The organism is Mucilaginibacter sp. PAMB04168 (assembly GCF_039634365.2).
Lineage (GTDB): Bacteria > Bacteroidota > Bacteroidia > Sphingobacteriales > Sphingobacteriaceae > Mucilaginibacter.
Window position 1 is genome coordinate 5,273,289 of sequence record NZ_CP155079.2, and the last position, 14,664, is coordinate 5,287,952.

Consider the following 14,664-nt stretch of genomic DNA (forward strand, 5'->3'; position numbering starts at 1 on the left):
ATGAAAACTGTATTACCATGTGCATTCAGCTTTCATGGCATTGGTTTAAAACTCCGCTACCCTCAAATCCGCCCTGTTGTACTTGAGCCTAAAAATCAGTTATTTAGTGTTTGCTAATACAAACCGGCCCAACGCTGCCGTTAATAATGCAAACCCATGAACAAATTTAGCTGTTTACTGGTAGCTGCTGCTTTGCTTTGCAGCACTACTTATGCCCAACGTATGAATATCAAACCATCTGCCTACCCGCAAACTAAAAAAGGGACTGTAACTGATACCTATTTCGACACCACCGTACCCGATCCCTACCGCTGGCTGGAAGATGACCAGGCCTCCGATACCAAAGCCTGGGTGGTGGAGCAAAACAAAGTTACACAGGGCTACCTCTCACAGATACCCTACCGGGAGGCTATCCGCAAACGTCTTGAAATGTTATGGAACTACGAAAAATACAGTGCACCATTTAAGGAAGGTAATTACACCTACTTTTATAAGAATGATGGTTTGCAAAGTCAGTCGGTGCTGTACCGCCAAACGGAGGGCGGCCAGCCCGAAGTATTTTTGGATCCCAACAAATTCTCTAAAGATGGCACCACGTCTTTAGCGGGTATCTCGTTCACTACCGATGGCAGCCTGGCCGCTTACCAGCTCTCCACCGGCGGCTCCGACTGGACCAACGCCGTAGTTATCAAAGCCAGCGACAAGAGCGTGGTTGGTGATATGCTCAAAGACATCAAGTTCTCGGGCATAGCCTGGAAGGGTAACGAGGGTTTTTATTATAGTAGTTACGATAAGCCAAAAGAAGGTAGTCAGCTTTCGGGCATGACGCAGTACCACAAGCTGTACTACCATAAGGTAGGTACGCCGCAAAGTGCTGATAAGCTTATATTTGGCGGCGAGCAAACGCCTCGCCGCTACATTGGCGCTTACCTTACCGAAGATGAACGCTTTCTGGTAATTACGGCTGCCAACTCAACCACCGGCAATGAGCTATATATACAGGACCTTAGCAAGGCCAATAGCCCGATCGTAAACGTGGTGAATAATATGGACAATGTGCACCACGTGGTAGATAACGCAGGCGACAAGCTATATATCCATACCAACCTGTACGCCCCAACTTACAAGCTGGTAACGGTTGATGCCGCAAATCCGCAAACGAGCAACTGGAAGGACCTGATTCCTAAATCGAAAAACGTACTGGAGGTCTCGACAGCTGGCGGCAAACTGTTTGCACATTACCTAAAAGATGCTACCACCCTGATACAGCAATATGATATGAACGGCAAGCTGGAGCATACGGTTGCATTACCGTCGGTAGGTACGGCATCGGGCTTAAGCGCTAAGAAGGGGGAAAAAGACATTTACTATACCTTTACATCGTACACTTACCCATCAACCATATTTAAGTACAATTTGGCTACCGGGAAATCGGATGTATACAAGAAATCGGGAGTGCAGTTTAACCCAGAGTTGTATGAAAGCAAGCAGGTGTTTTATAAATCAAAAGATGGAACCAAGGTGCCTATGATTATCACTTATAAAAAGGGTACGGTTCTTAACGGCAAAAATCCAACCTTGCTATATGCTTACGGAGGCTTTGGTGTTAGCTTAACGCCAGCCTTTAGCACTTCTAATATTGTTTTGTTAGAGCAGGGCGGCGTTTACGCCGTTCCAAACCTGCGCGGCGGCGGCGAGTATGGCGAAACCTGGCACAAAGCCGGCACCAAGATGCGCAAGCAGAACGTATTTGACGATTTTATTGCTGCGGCCGAGTACCTCATTCAAAGTAAGTATACATCCAAAGACTATTTGGCTATTGCAGGCGGCTCAAACGGTGGTTTGCTTGTAGGCGCTACCATAACGCAACGCCCCGACTTGTGTAAGGTAGCCTTCCCGGCTGTAGGTGTAATGGATATGCTGCGTTATAATAAATTTACAGCAGGCGCCGGCTGGGCTTATGACTATGGCACCGCCGAAGACAGCCCCGAAATGTTTGAGTACCTGTACCACTACTCGCCTTACCACGCACTTAAGCCGGCCAGCTATCCTGCCACTATGGTTACCACTGCCGATCATGACGACCGTGTGGTTCCTGCACACTCTTTTAAGTTTGCTGCCCGGCTACAGGAGTACCAACAAGGCGAAGCTCCTACACTTATCCGTATCGAAACCAACGCCGGCCATGGCGCCGGACGTTCAACAGCGCAAATAATTGGGCAGGAGACGGATAAGTGGGCGTTTATGTTGATGAATATGGGAGTGGATTATAAGTAGAGGCTGATTTTCATCAAAAACGACTTATATAAAATATGAAAGTACTTTTCTGTATTTTATTCTTGTTTACTAATCCCATTCCTTGGGTGCATTCTTACATTGATCGTTCAAGCGATTATTTCGAAAAATCAATTAATGGATATAAAAAGAACGAATTTTGGGGAAATTGGTCAATGCCTTTGAGTGAAACCTTAACTGTCTCAACAGTCAACAAAGCAGGGATACATAATCAATACAACAAGAAAAACATACAAGATTATAACTTAAACACCGCATACGTTTTCGAAAACTTCAATAATACATCTGATGCTTATATAGAATTTGTGTTTAAATACCCTGCTAACACAAGCTACTCAAGCGCCTATCAATTTCAAGGCATCTGCAACTTGTTTAATGGATACTGTAAATCTGACAAGACCTGGAAAGAAAATGCCCGGATTAAGTCATTGTTGATTTATTTTAACGATCAACCTGTTTGCAATGTCAATTTAAAGGATACTTGGCATTATCAATCTTTTGATTTATCTAAGCTTTTTGTAAACAAACGGGCCAATAAAAACCTAAAAGCCCGCTATGAAATTAAAAACGGTGATCGGCTAAAATTCAAAATTGTTAGTGTATATCCAGGGACTAAATATGCCGATGTTGCAATCTCAGAGTTTTTATGTGAAGGAGCGCCCAATTAATTTGATTATTTGTCAATACAGCAAATTATACCTATTGGTAGCTTGCACCTTTAGATTTGCGCATCACAATTCCGCCCTAACCAATAAAGACTCACAAGCTGAGTTTGCCAGTTCACGTTCGCTCTTGGCAATGACATGGCAAGGAAGTTTTGAGTAATATGGAACGGAAGCAAACCAATAGAAAAAAGCGGAGAGGCCCGCTATTGCGCCCTGGCCAGAGTAAAAGCCAGTGCGGCTGTGAGGCGATCGCAACAGCTAGGCACTTTTGGTCCTTTTGGGGCTATGCCAAAAGAACTAGCCTCGGCGGCAATGAGCGGACGAAGTAAGTAATAAAGCATTGAAGAAATTTCAGCTTGCACTAACAAAGTACCACGCACAAGCGTTGTCCTCAGCAGAGATTGCTTCGTACCTTGCAGTGACGCATGAGGAGATTATTATAAAACAAAAGCGCCGCTTTACAGCGGCGCTTTTGTTTTGGTACAGTGTTATAGCTTAATGACCACGGCCATGACCGTTGCCATTGTTCCAGCCGTTACCACGGCCGTTGTTGCCTTTGTACTTTACCTTTTTTTCTTTAACCACAACGCTACGGCCGTGGTTCTTATATTTTACATCTTTGCTGTTGCGAATAATCACCTGGTCATGACGGCCACGGTAGTTGGCGTAGCGGCTACGATAGGTATTGTCGCGTTCCCATGGGTTGCGGTCGTTAACTACTACTTTGTAGCTGTTATAAATATCGTAGTTACGGTAACGGGCTGGCAAGGTGCGTGAGCGGGTCCAGCGGTTATTATCTAAGTATACATACTCATGGGTAGGCACCGAGTAGTAAGCATCAATATCGGGCAGGTAATAATTATCTACATAATCGTAACCAGCAGGGCCCCAATCTGGCTGGCTGCCAATATTAACATTTACCCTAATTTGTGCATCGGCTGATTTATTGAACGCAAGACCACTTACTAAAATGGCGGCTGCAATGATGATCTTTTTCATAGTATCTTAAATTTGATAGTATGACAAGCATTGCAGCAATATAGTTTAAACTACCTGCTGTATCTCTTTAGTTACAATTGTTGTTACAACAATTAATTACTATCATCAACCTTAGCGGCAGCCAGGGTAACTTGTGGTTTACCTATTACCTTATAGTTGCCTTCGCCTTTAAGTATGGATGCAATAAGTGCTTTATCCTGCAAAACCCCCAGGGCCTTGGCCAATTCCTTATCATACTTAAAGTTGGCCTCATATCGCCCTTTTTCAAAATAGTAGCGTGATGCAATTTCATTCTCCAGAATCTGCTTAATTTCAGACTTATGTACCTGCAGATCATTCTTTTTGGTGCTGGCCAGTTTGTTCTTTAACGCTTCCAGCTCAGGCTGCAACTCGGGGTATTGTTTGTCTTTAGATGCCTCAGTTTTCAAGGCAGCCAATATCTTTTCGCTGGCACTGTTGTAGCTGTAGTTTTTGCCTGAGAGGTATTTAACAAAGTCAGCATATTCAGTATCGTTCAAACTAAACGTTTTTGCCTGGTTAATTTTAGCATGTGTATTACGGTACGCATTAGCATAGTCAAATATAAGGTACTTGGTTACCAGTGTTTGGGTTACATCAGCAAACCGTTCTTGTTTAACTGCCAGGTCGGGGAATACACCGCTTCCATCGTAAACAGAGCGGCCTGCATGTGTTTTAAATTCGTGCAGCGATGAATCGGCCATTTTTACTACACTGCCATCATCTTTCCGATGTGCATAATCTAACGCCTGCACGCAACGGCCCGATGGAATGAAGTATTTGGCAATCGTAATTTTTACCAGGCTACTGTAAGGCAAACTGAATGTTTGCTGTACCAGCCCTTTGCCATAACTGCGCTGACCGATGATAACCGCACGGTCAAGGTCTTGCAATGCCCCGGCCACAATTTCGGATGCAGATGCCGAACGACCGTTTACCAGCACTACTAGTGGAAGGTTGCCTTCAAGCGGAGCCGAAACGGTACGATAAGTAAAATTTTTCTCCTTGATCTTTCCTTTTTGAGATACTACTTCGATGTCCTTTTGTACAAACAGGTTTACAATCTTTACAGCTTCCTGTAAAATACCACCTCCGTTTGAACGCAGATCCAGTATAATACCATTAGGATTATTCTTCTTAATGTTTATTAAAGCATTGGTTACCTCGTCGGCAGAGTTCTCCAGAAACTTATCAAGTTTTATATAGCCGATATTGCCATCAACCATACCATAATAGGATACGTTCGGTTGCTTAATCTCTTCCCTAATCAGGCTCTTTTCTATGATGGGTTCGTCGCCCCGTTTAATCTGCAATTTTATGCCTGCACCTTTGCTGCCTTTAAGCAGTTGGCTAACCTGGTCGCTGTTGCGGCTGGTAAGTTCAATTTCGTTAATCTTTACAATCTGATCGCCTGCCCGTATGTCAGCTTTTTGTGCAGGGAAACCTTCAAACACCTCAGATACGTACACTTTGCCATTTCGCGAAAAAATGGAAGTACCAATGCCCCCATATTGGGTGCTTACATAATGCAGCTTGTAATCTTCAATTTCAGACTCGGGCACAAACTCGGTGTAAGGATCCAACCCGTTGAGCATAGCGTCTACTCCGGTTTTAACCATTTTGGCCGAATTAATATCGTCCACATAGTTCAGGTTTACTTCTTTGTATACAGAGGCAAAAACATCCAGATTTTTAGAGATCTGAAATAAATCATCCTTAAAACTAAATACGGTAGCTGCCAGCAGGGTGGCCCCAACAAATAAACCTGCTTTACGATAGGTATGCTTCACGCTCATGTCCTTCAAACTCACTGTTACGCAACAATGTATGTTAAAGATACAAAAAAGCCCTTCTGTTTTTCAAAAGGGCTTTTATTTTTTCAGAGCCTGTTATTATCAATATTAACCAAGGCCTTTTTCAAGGTAAATATTACGTACTCGGGGTCGCGATTCACCAAGACGGCCAGGCGGTTAATTAAGTTTTCTTCCTGACCTTCGCTATACTGCAGCTCATCATCGCTCAGATCTCTATATTTGCGCTGAAGTTTAATTTTAACCCGGGGCCAGTCTTTGTTGCTAATGCTGATTTGTGCCATGGATACAAAAATATAAAAAAACCTAAGGCTCAGTAACTACAACAAAAATTCTGTTCGGCATGTTAAACCATTTTCTATTATAACCATCTTAACAATTAACTTAAATTATTTACACATGAAAAAATACATCTTAAGCCTAGCCCTTTTAGCAGCTACCATTGCAGGTGCTAAAGCGCAAAGTACCTTTGGTATAAAGGGCGGCGTCAACTTTTCGAAAATTAATACGGATAACCTTAGTGAATCAACCACGGCAGGCTACCAGGCCGGTGTATTTGCACGGGTTGGTAATGTATGGTACCTGCAGCCCGAAGTTTACTTAGGCAGCCGCGGTGGTAAGTTTGAAGGCAGCGGCACCGGTAATACAGCCAGCGCCAGCGGTAAAGTAACATTTACTACTTTAAACGTGCCTGTTTTATTAGGCAGAAAATTAGTTAGCGTTGGTTCGTTAAACGTACGTGCAATGGCCGGCCCAATTTATTCGTATAATTTAAGCGATAAAAACACTCTGCGCAATGTAGCTGATGATTTTGGCAATTATAAAAACAGCACCCTGGGCTTTCAGGCCGGCGCTGGAGTGGATATTGGTAACATAACTGCCGATTTACGCTACGAGGGCGGACTTACCAAGATAAATGAAAAATATGGTCAGCGCGTAAACCTGTGGGCGTTGAGCATTGGTTTTAAAATACTTTAGCAAACCGCAAATCCTCCCCAAAGCTAGGGGACTTTTAAGGCTGTCACTTTGAACGATAGCGAGAAATCTTTTTTAAAGCGATAAGCTTTTACATCAGAAAGATCTCTCACCTAAGTTCGGGGTGACAGCTTTTTTTTATGATTGATGCCGTAGGCAAACCCCCAAAATATACTGTTGCAAAAGATCGAATATGAAGAGCACTATTTAGAGCCAGGAATCATTACGAAATAAAATGATAATCCAGTTTACAAAAACCTTATAAAACAGCAAAGCCCCCTGATGGGCAGGGGACTTTTACTAACCAATTATAAACCTAAATTATGAGAAGAGCTGTTGGGGAAGGATTCGAACCTTCAAAGAGTGGTTAGCCCGCTTCGGGTTTCCCATTATCTCCGCCACCGGGACAAGGAGGTGTGTCTGCCAAAAATTTCACCACCCAACATTGTTTTGTTTAAAGAACAAGCATGTAATTATCTTATATGCTTAATACAAATTTAAAGCCCAAAGCTTTTTCTTGCAAATATTTCAATAAAATATTTGCATTTTTATTCAAATTTTAATTATCCTTGTGTATAAATAGATAAATACAAATTTATGCCGCACAGAAAAGCCCAAAATTTAGAAATTGATAATTTGGACATCCAAATTCTCTCTATTTTAATGAAAAATGCTACCACGCCTTACACTGAAATCGCTAAAGATCTGATTGTTTCGGGTGGTACCATACACGTCCGGATGAAGAAACTGGAAGAGATGGGCGTAATTAAAGGTGCTAGTTTAGAGGTAAACCCTCAAAAACTGGGATTTGATGTAACTGCTTTTTTAGGTATTTATCTTGAAAAGGGGTCACAATACCATGAAGCTGTTAAAAAGCTAAAGGAAATTAATGAGATTGTAGAACTGCATTATACCACCGGCGAGTGGAGTATCTTTGCCAAGATAGTTTGCCATGATACTAACCACCTGCGCGAAGTTTTGAATGAAAACATACAGAGCGTACCAGGCATTTCACGTACCGAAACCTTCATCTCGCTAGAAGAGTCTATAAAGCGCCAGATTACTTTAGATTAATACTGAGCGGCCAACTTATTTATAAAAGCACAGTCATCGCAAACCGTAGCGAGAAATATTTTTGAATAGCATACGCGCTAATTACCTTGAAAAGATTTCTCGCTACCGCTTGAAATGACACATTCGCAGAGTACCTCTCTCGCTATTTGAACTTAGCTTTAAGTGCGGCTAATTTGCTTTGCATATCCGTTTCAGGTTCTTTTTTGCCGCGGTTTTGCTGCGTAGACGGCAAAGGCTTTCTGGCAGTGCCGTTATTGTTTTTGGGCTCGTTTTCTTTCATGCTGAGTGATATCCGCTTGCGGTTCACATCCACTTCGGTAACGGTTACTTCAACCTGCTGGTGTACCTTCAATACTTCATTAGGGTCTTTAATATAACGGTTGGTTATCTGGCTTAAATGCACTAAACCGTCCTGGTGTACACCAATATCTACAAAGGCGCCAAAGTTGGTTATGTTGGTTACAATGCCCGGCAGCTTCATCCCCACTTTCAAATCTTTTACCTCGTTTACACCTTCGGTAAAACTAAAAGCTTCGAACTGCTCACGAGGATCGCGGCCCGGTTTGGCCAGCTCGGCCATAATATCGTTCAGGGTAGGCAAGCCTACCTTATCTGACGCGTACTTTTGTAATGGGATACTCTTACGCAGCTTTTCATTGGTCATCAGATCGCGTATGGAGGCATTGCTGTCTTTAGCCATTTGTTCAACCAGGCTGTAACGCTCAGGGTGAACACCGCTCGCCTCCAACGGATTGTCTGATCCCTGAATACGCAGAAAACCCGCCGCCTGTTCAAATGCCTTGTCGCCTAAGCGCGGCACCTTTTTTAGCTGCTCGCGACGTTTAAAAGCACCATTCTGGTTACGGTATTCAACAATATTCTGAGCCAATTGGGGACCTAAGCCTGATACGTAAGCCAGTACTTGTTTTGACGCCGTGTTTAATTCTACACCAACCGCGTTCACGCAACTAATCACTGTGTCATCCAGCGAGGTTTGCAGCTTGTTCTGATCCACATCATGCTGATACTGGCCAACGCCAATAGATTTTGGATCGATTTTAACAAGCTCAGCCAATGGGTCCATTAAACGCCGACCAATTGATACTGCACCGCGCACGGTAACATCCTTATCCGGAAACTCTTCCCGCGCCACTTCTGATGCAGAATAAATAGAAGCGCCGCTCTCGTTAACCATCACAATCGTAACTCCCGGCAATTGCAGGTTGCGTACAAACAGTTCCGTTTCGCGACCGGCCGTGCCGTTGCCAATAGCAATAGCCTCAACTTTGTAAGTCTCAAACAGGTGCTTAACCGTTTTTTCGGCCTCGCGTGCCTGCCCAGCACCTGTATGCGGGAAAACGGCAGTATATTCTAACAGCTTACCCTGCTCATCTAAACACACCACTTTACAGCCGGTACGAAAACCCGGATCAATAGCCATTACCCGCTTCTGACCTAGTGGTGCAGCCAGCAATAGCTGGCGGGCATTTTCTGCAAACACCCGTATGGCCTCTTCATCGGCGCGTTTTTTGGTCAGCAAACGGGCTTCAGTTTCCATTGATGGTTTAAGCAGGCGTTTATACCCATCGGCAATAGCCAAACGCACCTGGTCTGATGATGAATTATTTGCTGTAACAAATGTTCGGTCTAACAGCGCAATAGCCTCATCCTCTGGCGGCAGTATATCCAGATATAATATCTCTTCTTTTTCGCCGCGGCGCATAGCCAGTACCCGGTGAGACGGCGCCGTTTTAACCGGCTCTGTCCAGTCGAAATAGTCTTTATATTTTATACCACTCTCTTCTTTACCGGGCACAACTTTAGCCTGAAACGAACCCTTTTCTATAAACAGCTCACGTAGCTGAGCACGTATTTCGGCATGCTCACTAATGGTTTCGGCAATAATATCGCGGGCACCGGCAAGGGCTTCTTCAGGTGTGTTTACACCTTTTTCGGCATCTACATATTTATTGGCCTCGGCTTGCAGGTCAACTTTCGTTTGCACAATTACCAAATCGGCCAGTGGTTGCAGGCCTTTCTCACGGGCGGCAGTTGCCCGGGTTTTGCGTTTGGGGCGGTAAGGCAGGTAAATATCTTCAAGGGTCACCATGGTCTCGGCCTCATCAATCTGCTTCTGCAATTCGGGCGTTAGCTTGCCCAGGTCGGTAAGTGATTTAAGAATGGCTTCGCGGCGTTTATCCAAATCGCGCAGTTGCTGTATGCGGTCGCGGATAGCGGTAATCTGCACTTCGTCGAGGCTACCCGTTAGCTCTTTTCGGTAGCGGGAAATGAAAGGAACCGTTGCCCCCTCATCTAATAAACTCACTGTTGCCGTTACCTGCTTGGAGGCTACCGACAACTCCTGCGCAATTTTTATAAAATGATTAATCATGTACACGTATCTGTTTGAAAAGGCGAAGGTAGTAAATATAAGAGCCAGGAGACAAGAGACAACAGCCAAGATTTTTGTGCGTATTTTATCTTATAGATGCCTGTTTTAGTTCTTGCTTCTTGTTTCCTGGCTCTAAGAATTATCTTTGCTCCATGGATTCACAGCAAGTGCGGTTATTTGAATTAAAGCTGGCGGAGATATATAACAGAACGGAATGGTTACAGTACGAGTTGCCGCTGCAGCAGTTTGTGGCGCTGTTTCCTATTGAATATAAAGCCGGCCGCCCGCAGCGCCCGGACATGCCCGAAGAGGTTGACTTAGATCGTAATACACGGCTGGCTATTATGGTAGCCTTTAGAGAAGCGTTCAGTTAAACTTTAGCTTTAAGCCTCTCCTCGCGCGATACCGTAATAAGCAAAAACACCAGTAAGGTAGTAAAGCAAACCACACCAAGTGCGGCCAGTGCAATGCGCCAGTTTTGGTGCAGCAACATGCCTTTGTACATGCTCCGTACACCCACTACTATCATTCCGGTAAAAATGATAAAGGGGATGATAAGCTTTTGCCTGAGGGTTAGGGTCGACTTCATAATTTAAAGATAAAAATTATTCGGCTAAAGAGGTAGGCAGCAGCAAATTAATTCATAATTGCCCACATGTTTTGTCGCAAATGCACCTTACGCATTTTAACCCTATACCCCATCTTTGCATGAGTTAATAACCTTAAAATCTAATGCCATGGAGAAGTTAACCTTTAACACCCTAATTAAGGCACCGCGCAAAACGGTATGGAACATTTTATGGAGCGATGAAACTTACCCGGTGTGGACAAGCGCTTTTTGTGAAGGTTCGCATGCCTTAACGGATTGGCAGCAAGGTAGTAAAGTGCTGTTTTTAGATGGCAAGGGTTCAGGCATGGTATCAACCGTTGCTGAGCGCCGCGAGCCAGAGTACATGTCGTTCGAACACTTGGGCGAGGTGAAGGACGGCGTTGAGGATACCGAAAGCGACAAGGTAAAACAATGGGCCGGCGCACACGAAAATTACACGCTGAATGAGGCCAACGGACAGACAGAGCTGGTGATAGAGATGGATAGCGATGCTAACTTTAAAGATTACTTTTTGAAAACCTGGCCCCCGGCAATGGATAAGATCAAAGAACTGGCCGAGGCAAAATAGCATTGTATGGAAAGTTACCATCAGCCCCAGGACCTGCACATTATGTATGTGACGGCCGATTCTTTTCCGGAAGGTATTGAAGCAGCTTTTAAAAAATTAGAGCGTTTAATTGGTGGCAGCAGCAACCGTGAGTTTTTTGGGCTGTCGAAACCCGACAGAGGCACTATTGTGTACCGGGCAGGCGTATTACGGCTTAACCCAGAGGAAGCTACGCCATACGGCCTGGAAACTTATATTATGGAAAGAGGCAATTACATTACACTTACTGTCTATAACTTTATGGACAACATACAGGCTATAGGCAGCGCGTTCCAACAATTACTGCACACACACCAATTAGACCCGGTAGCATGGTGCATTGAGCGCTATATTGGCAATGATGTAATTTGTATGGTTAAATTGAGAGACAAGCCGGAATAATAACCTTATATAAATATGCAAGCTGCGATTACACAGCACCTTGTTTGCATGGTTATGCAGAACCATGCACCGGCTTAATTAGCTTGCCGCTGCTTGGCAATTTCTTTAATGGCATCTTTTAACAACATACGCCCTTGTGTATTAAGTTGCGCATTTTGCCGTTCGCCGTTTAATTCGTAATCAATGTGGTTCTTTGCCGTGCTTTGAGCAATCAATTCATCTTCCTTGTTCTTGCACTTAAAGTACCCATTGGGCGATATGTACACAATGTCTGTATTGGCGTCATTAAACACAATATTGCCGCTGTATTCAATTTTTAAATAATCGGCATTAGTCCAAATAGACATTTTAGTGATTTTTCGGTGATGGCATGAACCAATCAGGAGGCCTACCATAGTAACAAGCAGTAAGATTAACCTTTTCATTTGATGTAAGATTTTGGGGCACAGCACAAAGGTAAATAAAACATAGTAATATGCAATACAAAGTACTATATTTTATTAGATTTTGTTTCGTTGCCCTTAAACCAATCTACTTACAAGCAAACTCAAATCAATTATTTATCGGTTACACACCTAAATCCTAAGTGTTCCATTCCGCTATCTTCTGTACTTTTCATACGGCGCGCCACGCGGAAACCCGAACAATAACTGTTATTGCATAAAAATGAGCCGCCACGTATTACGCGCTTAACAGCATACGGCTCTTGCGGATCAAAACTGTTTTGAGGTCCTTGCGGGTTTTCAGTGGGGCTTGTTCTGTAATAATCGGGGTGATAGAAATCGCTGCACCATTCCCACACGTTGCCAGCCATATCATATAAGCCATAGCCATTAGCCTTAAAAGTTTTTGCAGGAGATGCAAGGTAGTATTTGTCTTTCAGCGTATTCTTGTACGGAAAGTTACCCTCCCAAATATTGGCTTTAGCTATGCCCGCCGTAACGGGCTCGTTACCCCATGGATATACCTTGCCCGGCAAACCGCCCCTTGCGGCCCATTCCCACTCGGCTTCGGTAGGCAGGCGTTTGCCTGCCCAGCGGCAGTAAGCCTGCGCATCGAACCATGAAACCTGCGTTACGGGGTAATTGCTACGACCTTTAATACTGCTGCCCGGCCCATGTGGGTGCCGCCAGTTTGCCCCCTTTTGCCAGGTCCACCATTGGCTGTAGTCGTTTAGATTAACTTCGTTCTTAGTGGGGTGAAATACCAGCGAGGCGGCAACCATTAAACTGTCGGGGGGCTCGGGAGTGCCGGGTGGCATCTGCTTCTTCAGCTCATTCCAGTCGGGCTTTTTTTCGGCAGTAGTGATGTAACCGGTAGCCTTTACAAACGCTTCAAACTCGGCGTTGGTTACTTCTGTTGCATCCATCCAAAAGCCGCCTACGGCTACCCGGTGCTTAGGGTACTCATCGGCCGAGGCCTCATTGTTGTCGCCTCCCATCTGATAGGTTCCGCCAGCAATCCAAACCATGCCGGTATGCGCTTTTAAGTCAGCTACTGATGTTAATGGCTTCGGCTGCTCCAACCGTGCGCCGGCAAACCGCGATGGTATATTAGATTCACAACACAGCGCTTTTTTCTTGTTTTTGGGCTCTTCCTGCTGTTTTGGTTGACTGGTAGATTTATTTTCGGGCTGACGGCAGGCTGCTATACTACAACCTATCAGCACACTCAAAGCTGCCTTTAAAAAAGATTTTAAACCCTTTTGCTTACAAACTATTCCTTCAAACATTTTCCTTTAGCAATGTGTCATTTTGCACAAAGCTAAGCTACCTATTTACAGGAGCGTTTTCAAACAATATTAGCGCTGCATCACTGCGGTAGTCTTGATAGCAGGTTGATATATGAGCAGCTACTTTACCAATAAGTTTGGATAGTCAGAAATAATGCCGTCGACACCCAGGGCTTTCAATGCTGCAATTTCTTCCAGCGTATTCACTGTCCAGGGAATAACCTTAATACCTTTTTGATGGCAGGTTTTAACCATATCGGCCGTTACCAGTTTATAGTTAGGACTGTAAATGTAGGGCGTAAAGCCGATATCGGTTAAATTAGATTCAAGTGTATTTTTATTTTCGACAAGAAAAGATGTTTTTACCTGCGGATATTTTTGATGCAGCACCTGTATGGTACGCTTATCAAACGACTGAATAACTATGTAAGGCGTAATCTTTTTCTTTTCAATTACTTCCATTAGTAACTGCACAAATTTTTCCGGGTCGGGGTTATAAATGCCATCACCTTCCGGCTTGCTTTTGGTTTCAATGTTATAGAAAACCTGTGGTTTGCCGGCTTTTTTAATTTTTGCCTGCACGCTGTCAATCACATCAGCCAGCAATGGGATATGCGCTTTAAGCTTTTGTTGCTGCGGAAACTTATCATAAGGCTTTGAACCTACATCGAACCGGGCTATATCCGCATATTTCATTCGGTACAAGGCGTACTTGTGCGCATCTGCCTTGGTTATCTCTTTCCCGTCTTCCGTTAAGGCAAAGAGGGGGTTAAACGCGTCATCATGCGATAAAACCACTTTACCGTCAGCAGTAATATGCGCATCCATTTCCAGTGTGGTTACACCCAGGGCAACCGCGTTGAGCATGGCCGGTATCGTATTTTCAGGCTGCAAACCACGACCTCCCCGGTGTGCCTCGGTATCAAATACCGGAAAAGCAGGAGCGGCTTTTTGTGCGTTGGAGCTATGTGCTGCCAGCATCAGGGCAATTATAGCAAAGCTCATTACTGCCTTCATAAAATTCAAATAAGTATTAATAAGGTTGTCATCCCGAACGAAAGTGAGGTATTTATGCGCTGTTATAGTACAGCGCATAAATACCTCG

15 protein-coding genes and 1 tRNA gene are annotated in these 14,664 nt (G+C 44.1%); 7 read left to right on the forward strand and 9 right to left on the reverse strand.

The window, feature by feature from the left end; genetic code table 11:
• Positions 1–222 precede the first annotated feature (222 nt).
• The gene (locus ABDD94_RS22190; RefSeq protein WP_345956004.1) at positions 223–2,277 is read left to right on the forward strand and encodes a prolyl oligopeptidase family serine peptidase; all 2,055 of its coding nucleotides are present in this window, start codon (positions 223–225) and stop codon (positions 2,275–2,277) included.
• A 35-nt stretch (positions 2,278–2,312) separates the two neighbouring features.
• Complete coding sequence (locus tag ABDD94_RS22195; protein ID WP_345954072.1) at positions 2,313–2,963, forward strand: hypothetical protein; 651 nt, start codon at positions 2,313–2,315, stop codon at positions 2,961–2,963.
• A gap of 492 nt (positions 2,964–3,455) precedes the next feature.
• Here the strand turns inward: ABDD94_RS22195 and ABDD94_RS22200 are convergent, their stop codons facing one another.
• From ABDD94_RS22200 to ABDD94_RS22210, 3 genes are all read right to left on the reverse strand, one after another.
• Positions 3,456–3,959, reverse strand: a complete 504-nt coding sequence (locus ABDD94_RS22200; RefSeq protein WP_345954073.1) for a hypothetical protein — start codon at positions 3,957–3,959, stop codon at positions 3,456–3,458.
• A gap of 92 nt (positions 3,960–4,051) precedes the next feature.
• Positions 4,052–5,773, reverse strand: coding sequence for a S41 family peptidase (locus ABDD94_RS22205; protein WP_345954074.1), 1,722 nt, complete (start codon positions 5,771–5,773; stop codon positions 4,052–4,054).
• Between the two features lie 83 nt (positions 5,774–5,856).
• Complete coding sequence (locus tag ABDD94_RS22210) at positions 5,857–6,072, reverse strand: hypothetical protein (protein WP_345949942.1); 216 nt, start codon at positions 6,070–6,072, stop codon at positions 5,857–5,859.
• 115 nt (positions 6,073–6,187) lie between these two features.
• Here ABDD94_RS22210 and ABDD94_RS22215 point away from each other — a divergent pair, with 115 nt between their 5' ends.
• Positions 6,188–6,766 (forward strand): porin family protein, encoded by a 579-nt coding sequence (locus ABDD94_RS22215; RefSeq protein ID WP_345954075.1) that lies wholly within the window; start codon positions 6,188–6,190, stop codon positions 6,764–6,766.
• Positions 6,767–7,096: 330 nt separating this feature from the next.
• Here the strand turns inward: ABDD94_RS22215 and ABDD94_RS22220 are convergent.
• A tRNA-Asp gene (locus tag ABDD94_RS22220) sits at positions 7,097–7,208 on the reverse strand.
• Between the two features lie 152 nt (positions 7,209–7,360).
• Between ABDD94_RS22220 and ABDD94_RS22225 the strand changes: the two genes are divergently transcribed.
• On the forward strand, positions 7,361–7,837 hold the full coding sequence (locus ABDD94_RS22225; protein WP_345949940.1) for an Lrp/AsnC ligand binding domain-containing protein: 477 nt from the start codon (positions 7,361–7,363) through the stop codon (positions 7,835–7,837).
• A 142-nt stretch (positions 7,838–7,979) separates the two neighbouring features.
• Here ABDD94_RS22225 and ABDD94_RS22230 read toward each other — a convergent pair whose 3' ends face one another.
• Complete coding sequence (locus ABDD94_RS22230; RefSeq protein ID WP_345954076.1) at positions 7,980–10,229, reverse strand: Tex family protein; 2,250 nt, start codon at positions 10,227–10,229, stop codon at positions 7,980–7,982.
• 152 nt (positions 10,230–10,381) lie between these two features.
• Between ABDD94_RS22230 and ABDD94_RS22235 the strand changes: the two genes are divergently transcribed.
• Positions 10,382–10,603 (forward strand): hypothetical protein, encoded by a 222-nt coding sequence (locus ABDD94_RS22235; protein WP_345949938.1) that lies wholly within the window; start codon positions 10,382–10,384, stop codon positions 10,601–10,603.
• On the opposite strand, the gene ABDD94_RS22240 is transcribed toward ABDD94_RS22235, so the two are convergent.
• A complete protein-coding gene (locus tag ABDD94_RS22240; RefSeq protein WP_345949937.1) occupies positions 10,600–10,818 on the reverse strand; it encodes a hypothetical protein in 219 nt (72 codons plus the stop codon). The two genes, ABDD94_RS22235 and ABDD94_RS22240, sit on opposite strands and share 4 nt — an antisense overlap.
• Before the next feature lie 148 nt (positions 10,819–10,966).
• Here ABDD94_RS22240 and ABDD94_RS22245 point away from each other — a divergent pair, with 148 nt between their 5' ends.
• A complete protein-coding gene (locus tag ABDD94_RS22245) occupies positions 10,967–11,407 on the forward strand; it encodes an SRPBCC domain-containing protein (RefSeq protein ID WP_345954077.1) in 441 nt (146 codons plus the stop codon).
• A gap of 6 nt (positions 11,408–11,413) precedes the next feature.
• Positions 11,414–11,827: a transcriptional regulator gene (locus ABDD94_RS22250; protein WP_345954078.1), complete on the forward strand. Its 414-nt coding sequence runs from the start codon at positions 11,414–11,416 to the stop codon at positions 11,825–11,827.
• 74 nt (positions 11,828–11,901) lie between these two features.
• Here the strand turns inward: ABDD94_RS22250 and ABDD94_RS22255 are convergent, their stop codons facing one another.
• The 3 genes from ABDD94_RS22255 to ABDD94_RS22265 form a co-directional block, all read right to left on the reverse strand.
• Complete coding sequence (locus tag ABDD94_RS22255; RefSeq protein WP_345949934.1) at positions 11,902–12,252, reverse strand: hypothetical protein; 351 nt, start codon at positions 12,250–12,252, stop codon at positions 11,902–11,904.
• A 131-nt stretch (positions 12,253–12,383) separates the two neighbouring features.
• Positions 12,384–13,559, reverse strand: a complete 1,176-nt coding sequence (locus tag ABDD94_RS22260) for a formylglycine-generating enzyme family protein (protein ID WP_345954079.1) — start codon at positions 13,557–13,559, stop codon at positions 12,384–12,386.
• Between the two features lie 120 nt (positions 13,560–13,679).
• Positions 13,680–14,576 carry a glycerophosphodiester phosphodiesterase family protein gene (locus ABDD94_RS22265; RefSeq protein ID WP_345954080.1) on the reverse strand — a complete coding sequence of 299 codons (897 nt, stop codon included), beginning with the start codon at positions 14,574–14,576 and terminating at the stop codon, positions 13,680–13,682.
• Positions 14,577–14,664: the final 88 nt, after the last annotated feature.

Coding starts and splice junctions, on each gene's coding strand:
- ABDD94_RS22190 (WP_345956004.1), top strand. CDS start 223: ATGAATATCAAACCATCTGCCTACCCGCAAACTAAAAAAGGGACTGTA.
- ABDD94_RS22195 (WP_345954072.1), top strand. CDS start 2,313: ATGAAAGTACTTTTCTGTATTTTATTCTTGTTTACTAATCCCATTCCT.
- ABDD94_RS22200 (WP_345954073.1), bottom strand. CDS start 3,959: ATGAAAAAGATCATCATTGCAGCCGCCATTTTAGTAAGTGGTCTTGCG.
- ABDD94_RS22205 (WP_345954074.1), bottom strand. CDS start 5,773: ATGAGCGTGAAGCATACCTATCGTAAAGCAGGTTTATTTGTTGGGGCC.
- ABDD94_RS22210 (WP_345949942.1), bottom strand. CDS start 6,072: ATGGCACAAATCAGCATTAGCAACAAAGACTGGCCCCGGGTTAAAATT.
- ABDD94_RS22215 (WP_345954075.1), top strand. CDS start 6,188: ATGAAAAAATACATCTTAAGCCTAGCCCTTTTAGCAGCTACCATTGCA.
- ABDD94_RS22225 (WP_345949940.1), top strand. CDS start 7,361: ATGCCGCACAGAAAAGCCCAAAATTTAGAAATTGATAATTTGGACATC.
- ABDD94_RS22230 (WP_345954076.1), bottom strand. CDS start 10,229: ATGATTAATCATTTTATAAAAATTGCGCAGGAGTTGTCGGTAGCCTCC.
- ABDD94_RS22235 (WP_345949938.1), top strand. CDS start 10,382: ATGGATTCACAGCAAGTGCGGTTATTTGAATTAAAGCTGGCGGAGATA.
- ABDD94_RS22240 (WP_345949937.1), bottom strand. CDS start 10,818: ATGAAGTCGACCCTAACCCTCAGGCAAAAGCTTATCATCCCCTTTATC.
- ABDD94_RS22245 (WP_345954077.1), top strand. CDS start 10,967: ATGGAGAAGTTAACCTTTAACACCCTAATTAAGGCACCGCGCAAAACG.
- ABDD94_RS22250 (WP_345954078.1), top strand. CDS start 11,414: ATGGAAAGTTACCATCAGCCCCAGGACCTGCACATTATGTATGTGACG.
- ABDD94_RS22255 (WP_345949934.1), bottom strand. CDS start 12,252: ATGAAAAGGTTAATCTTACTGCTTGTTACTATGGTAGGCCTCCTGATT.
- ABDD94_RS22260 (WP_345954079.1), bottom strand. CDS start 13,559: ATGTTTGAAGGAATAGTTTGTAAGCAAAAGGGTTTAAAATCTTTTTTA.
- ABDD94_RS22265 (WP_345954080.1), bottom strand. CDS start 14,576: ATGAAGGCAGTAATGAGCTTTGCTATAATTGCCCTGATGCTGGCAGCA.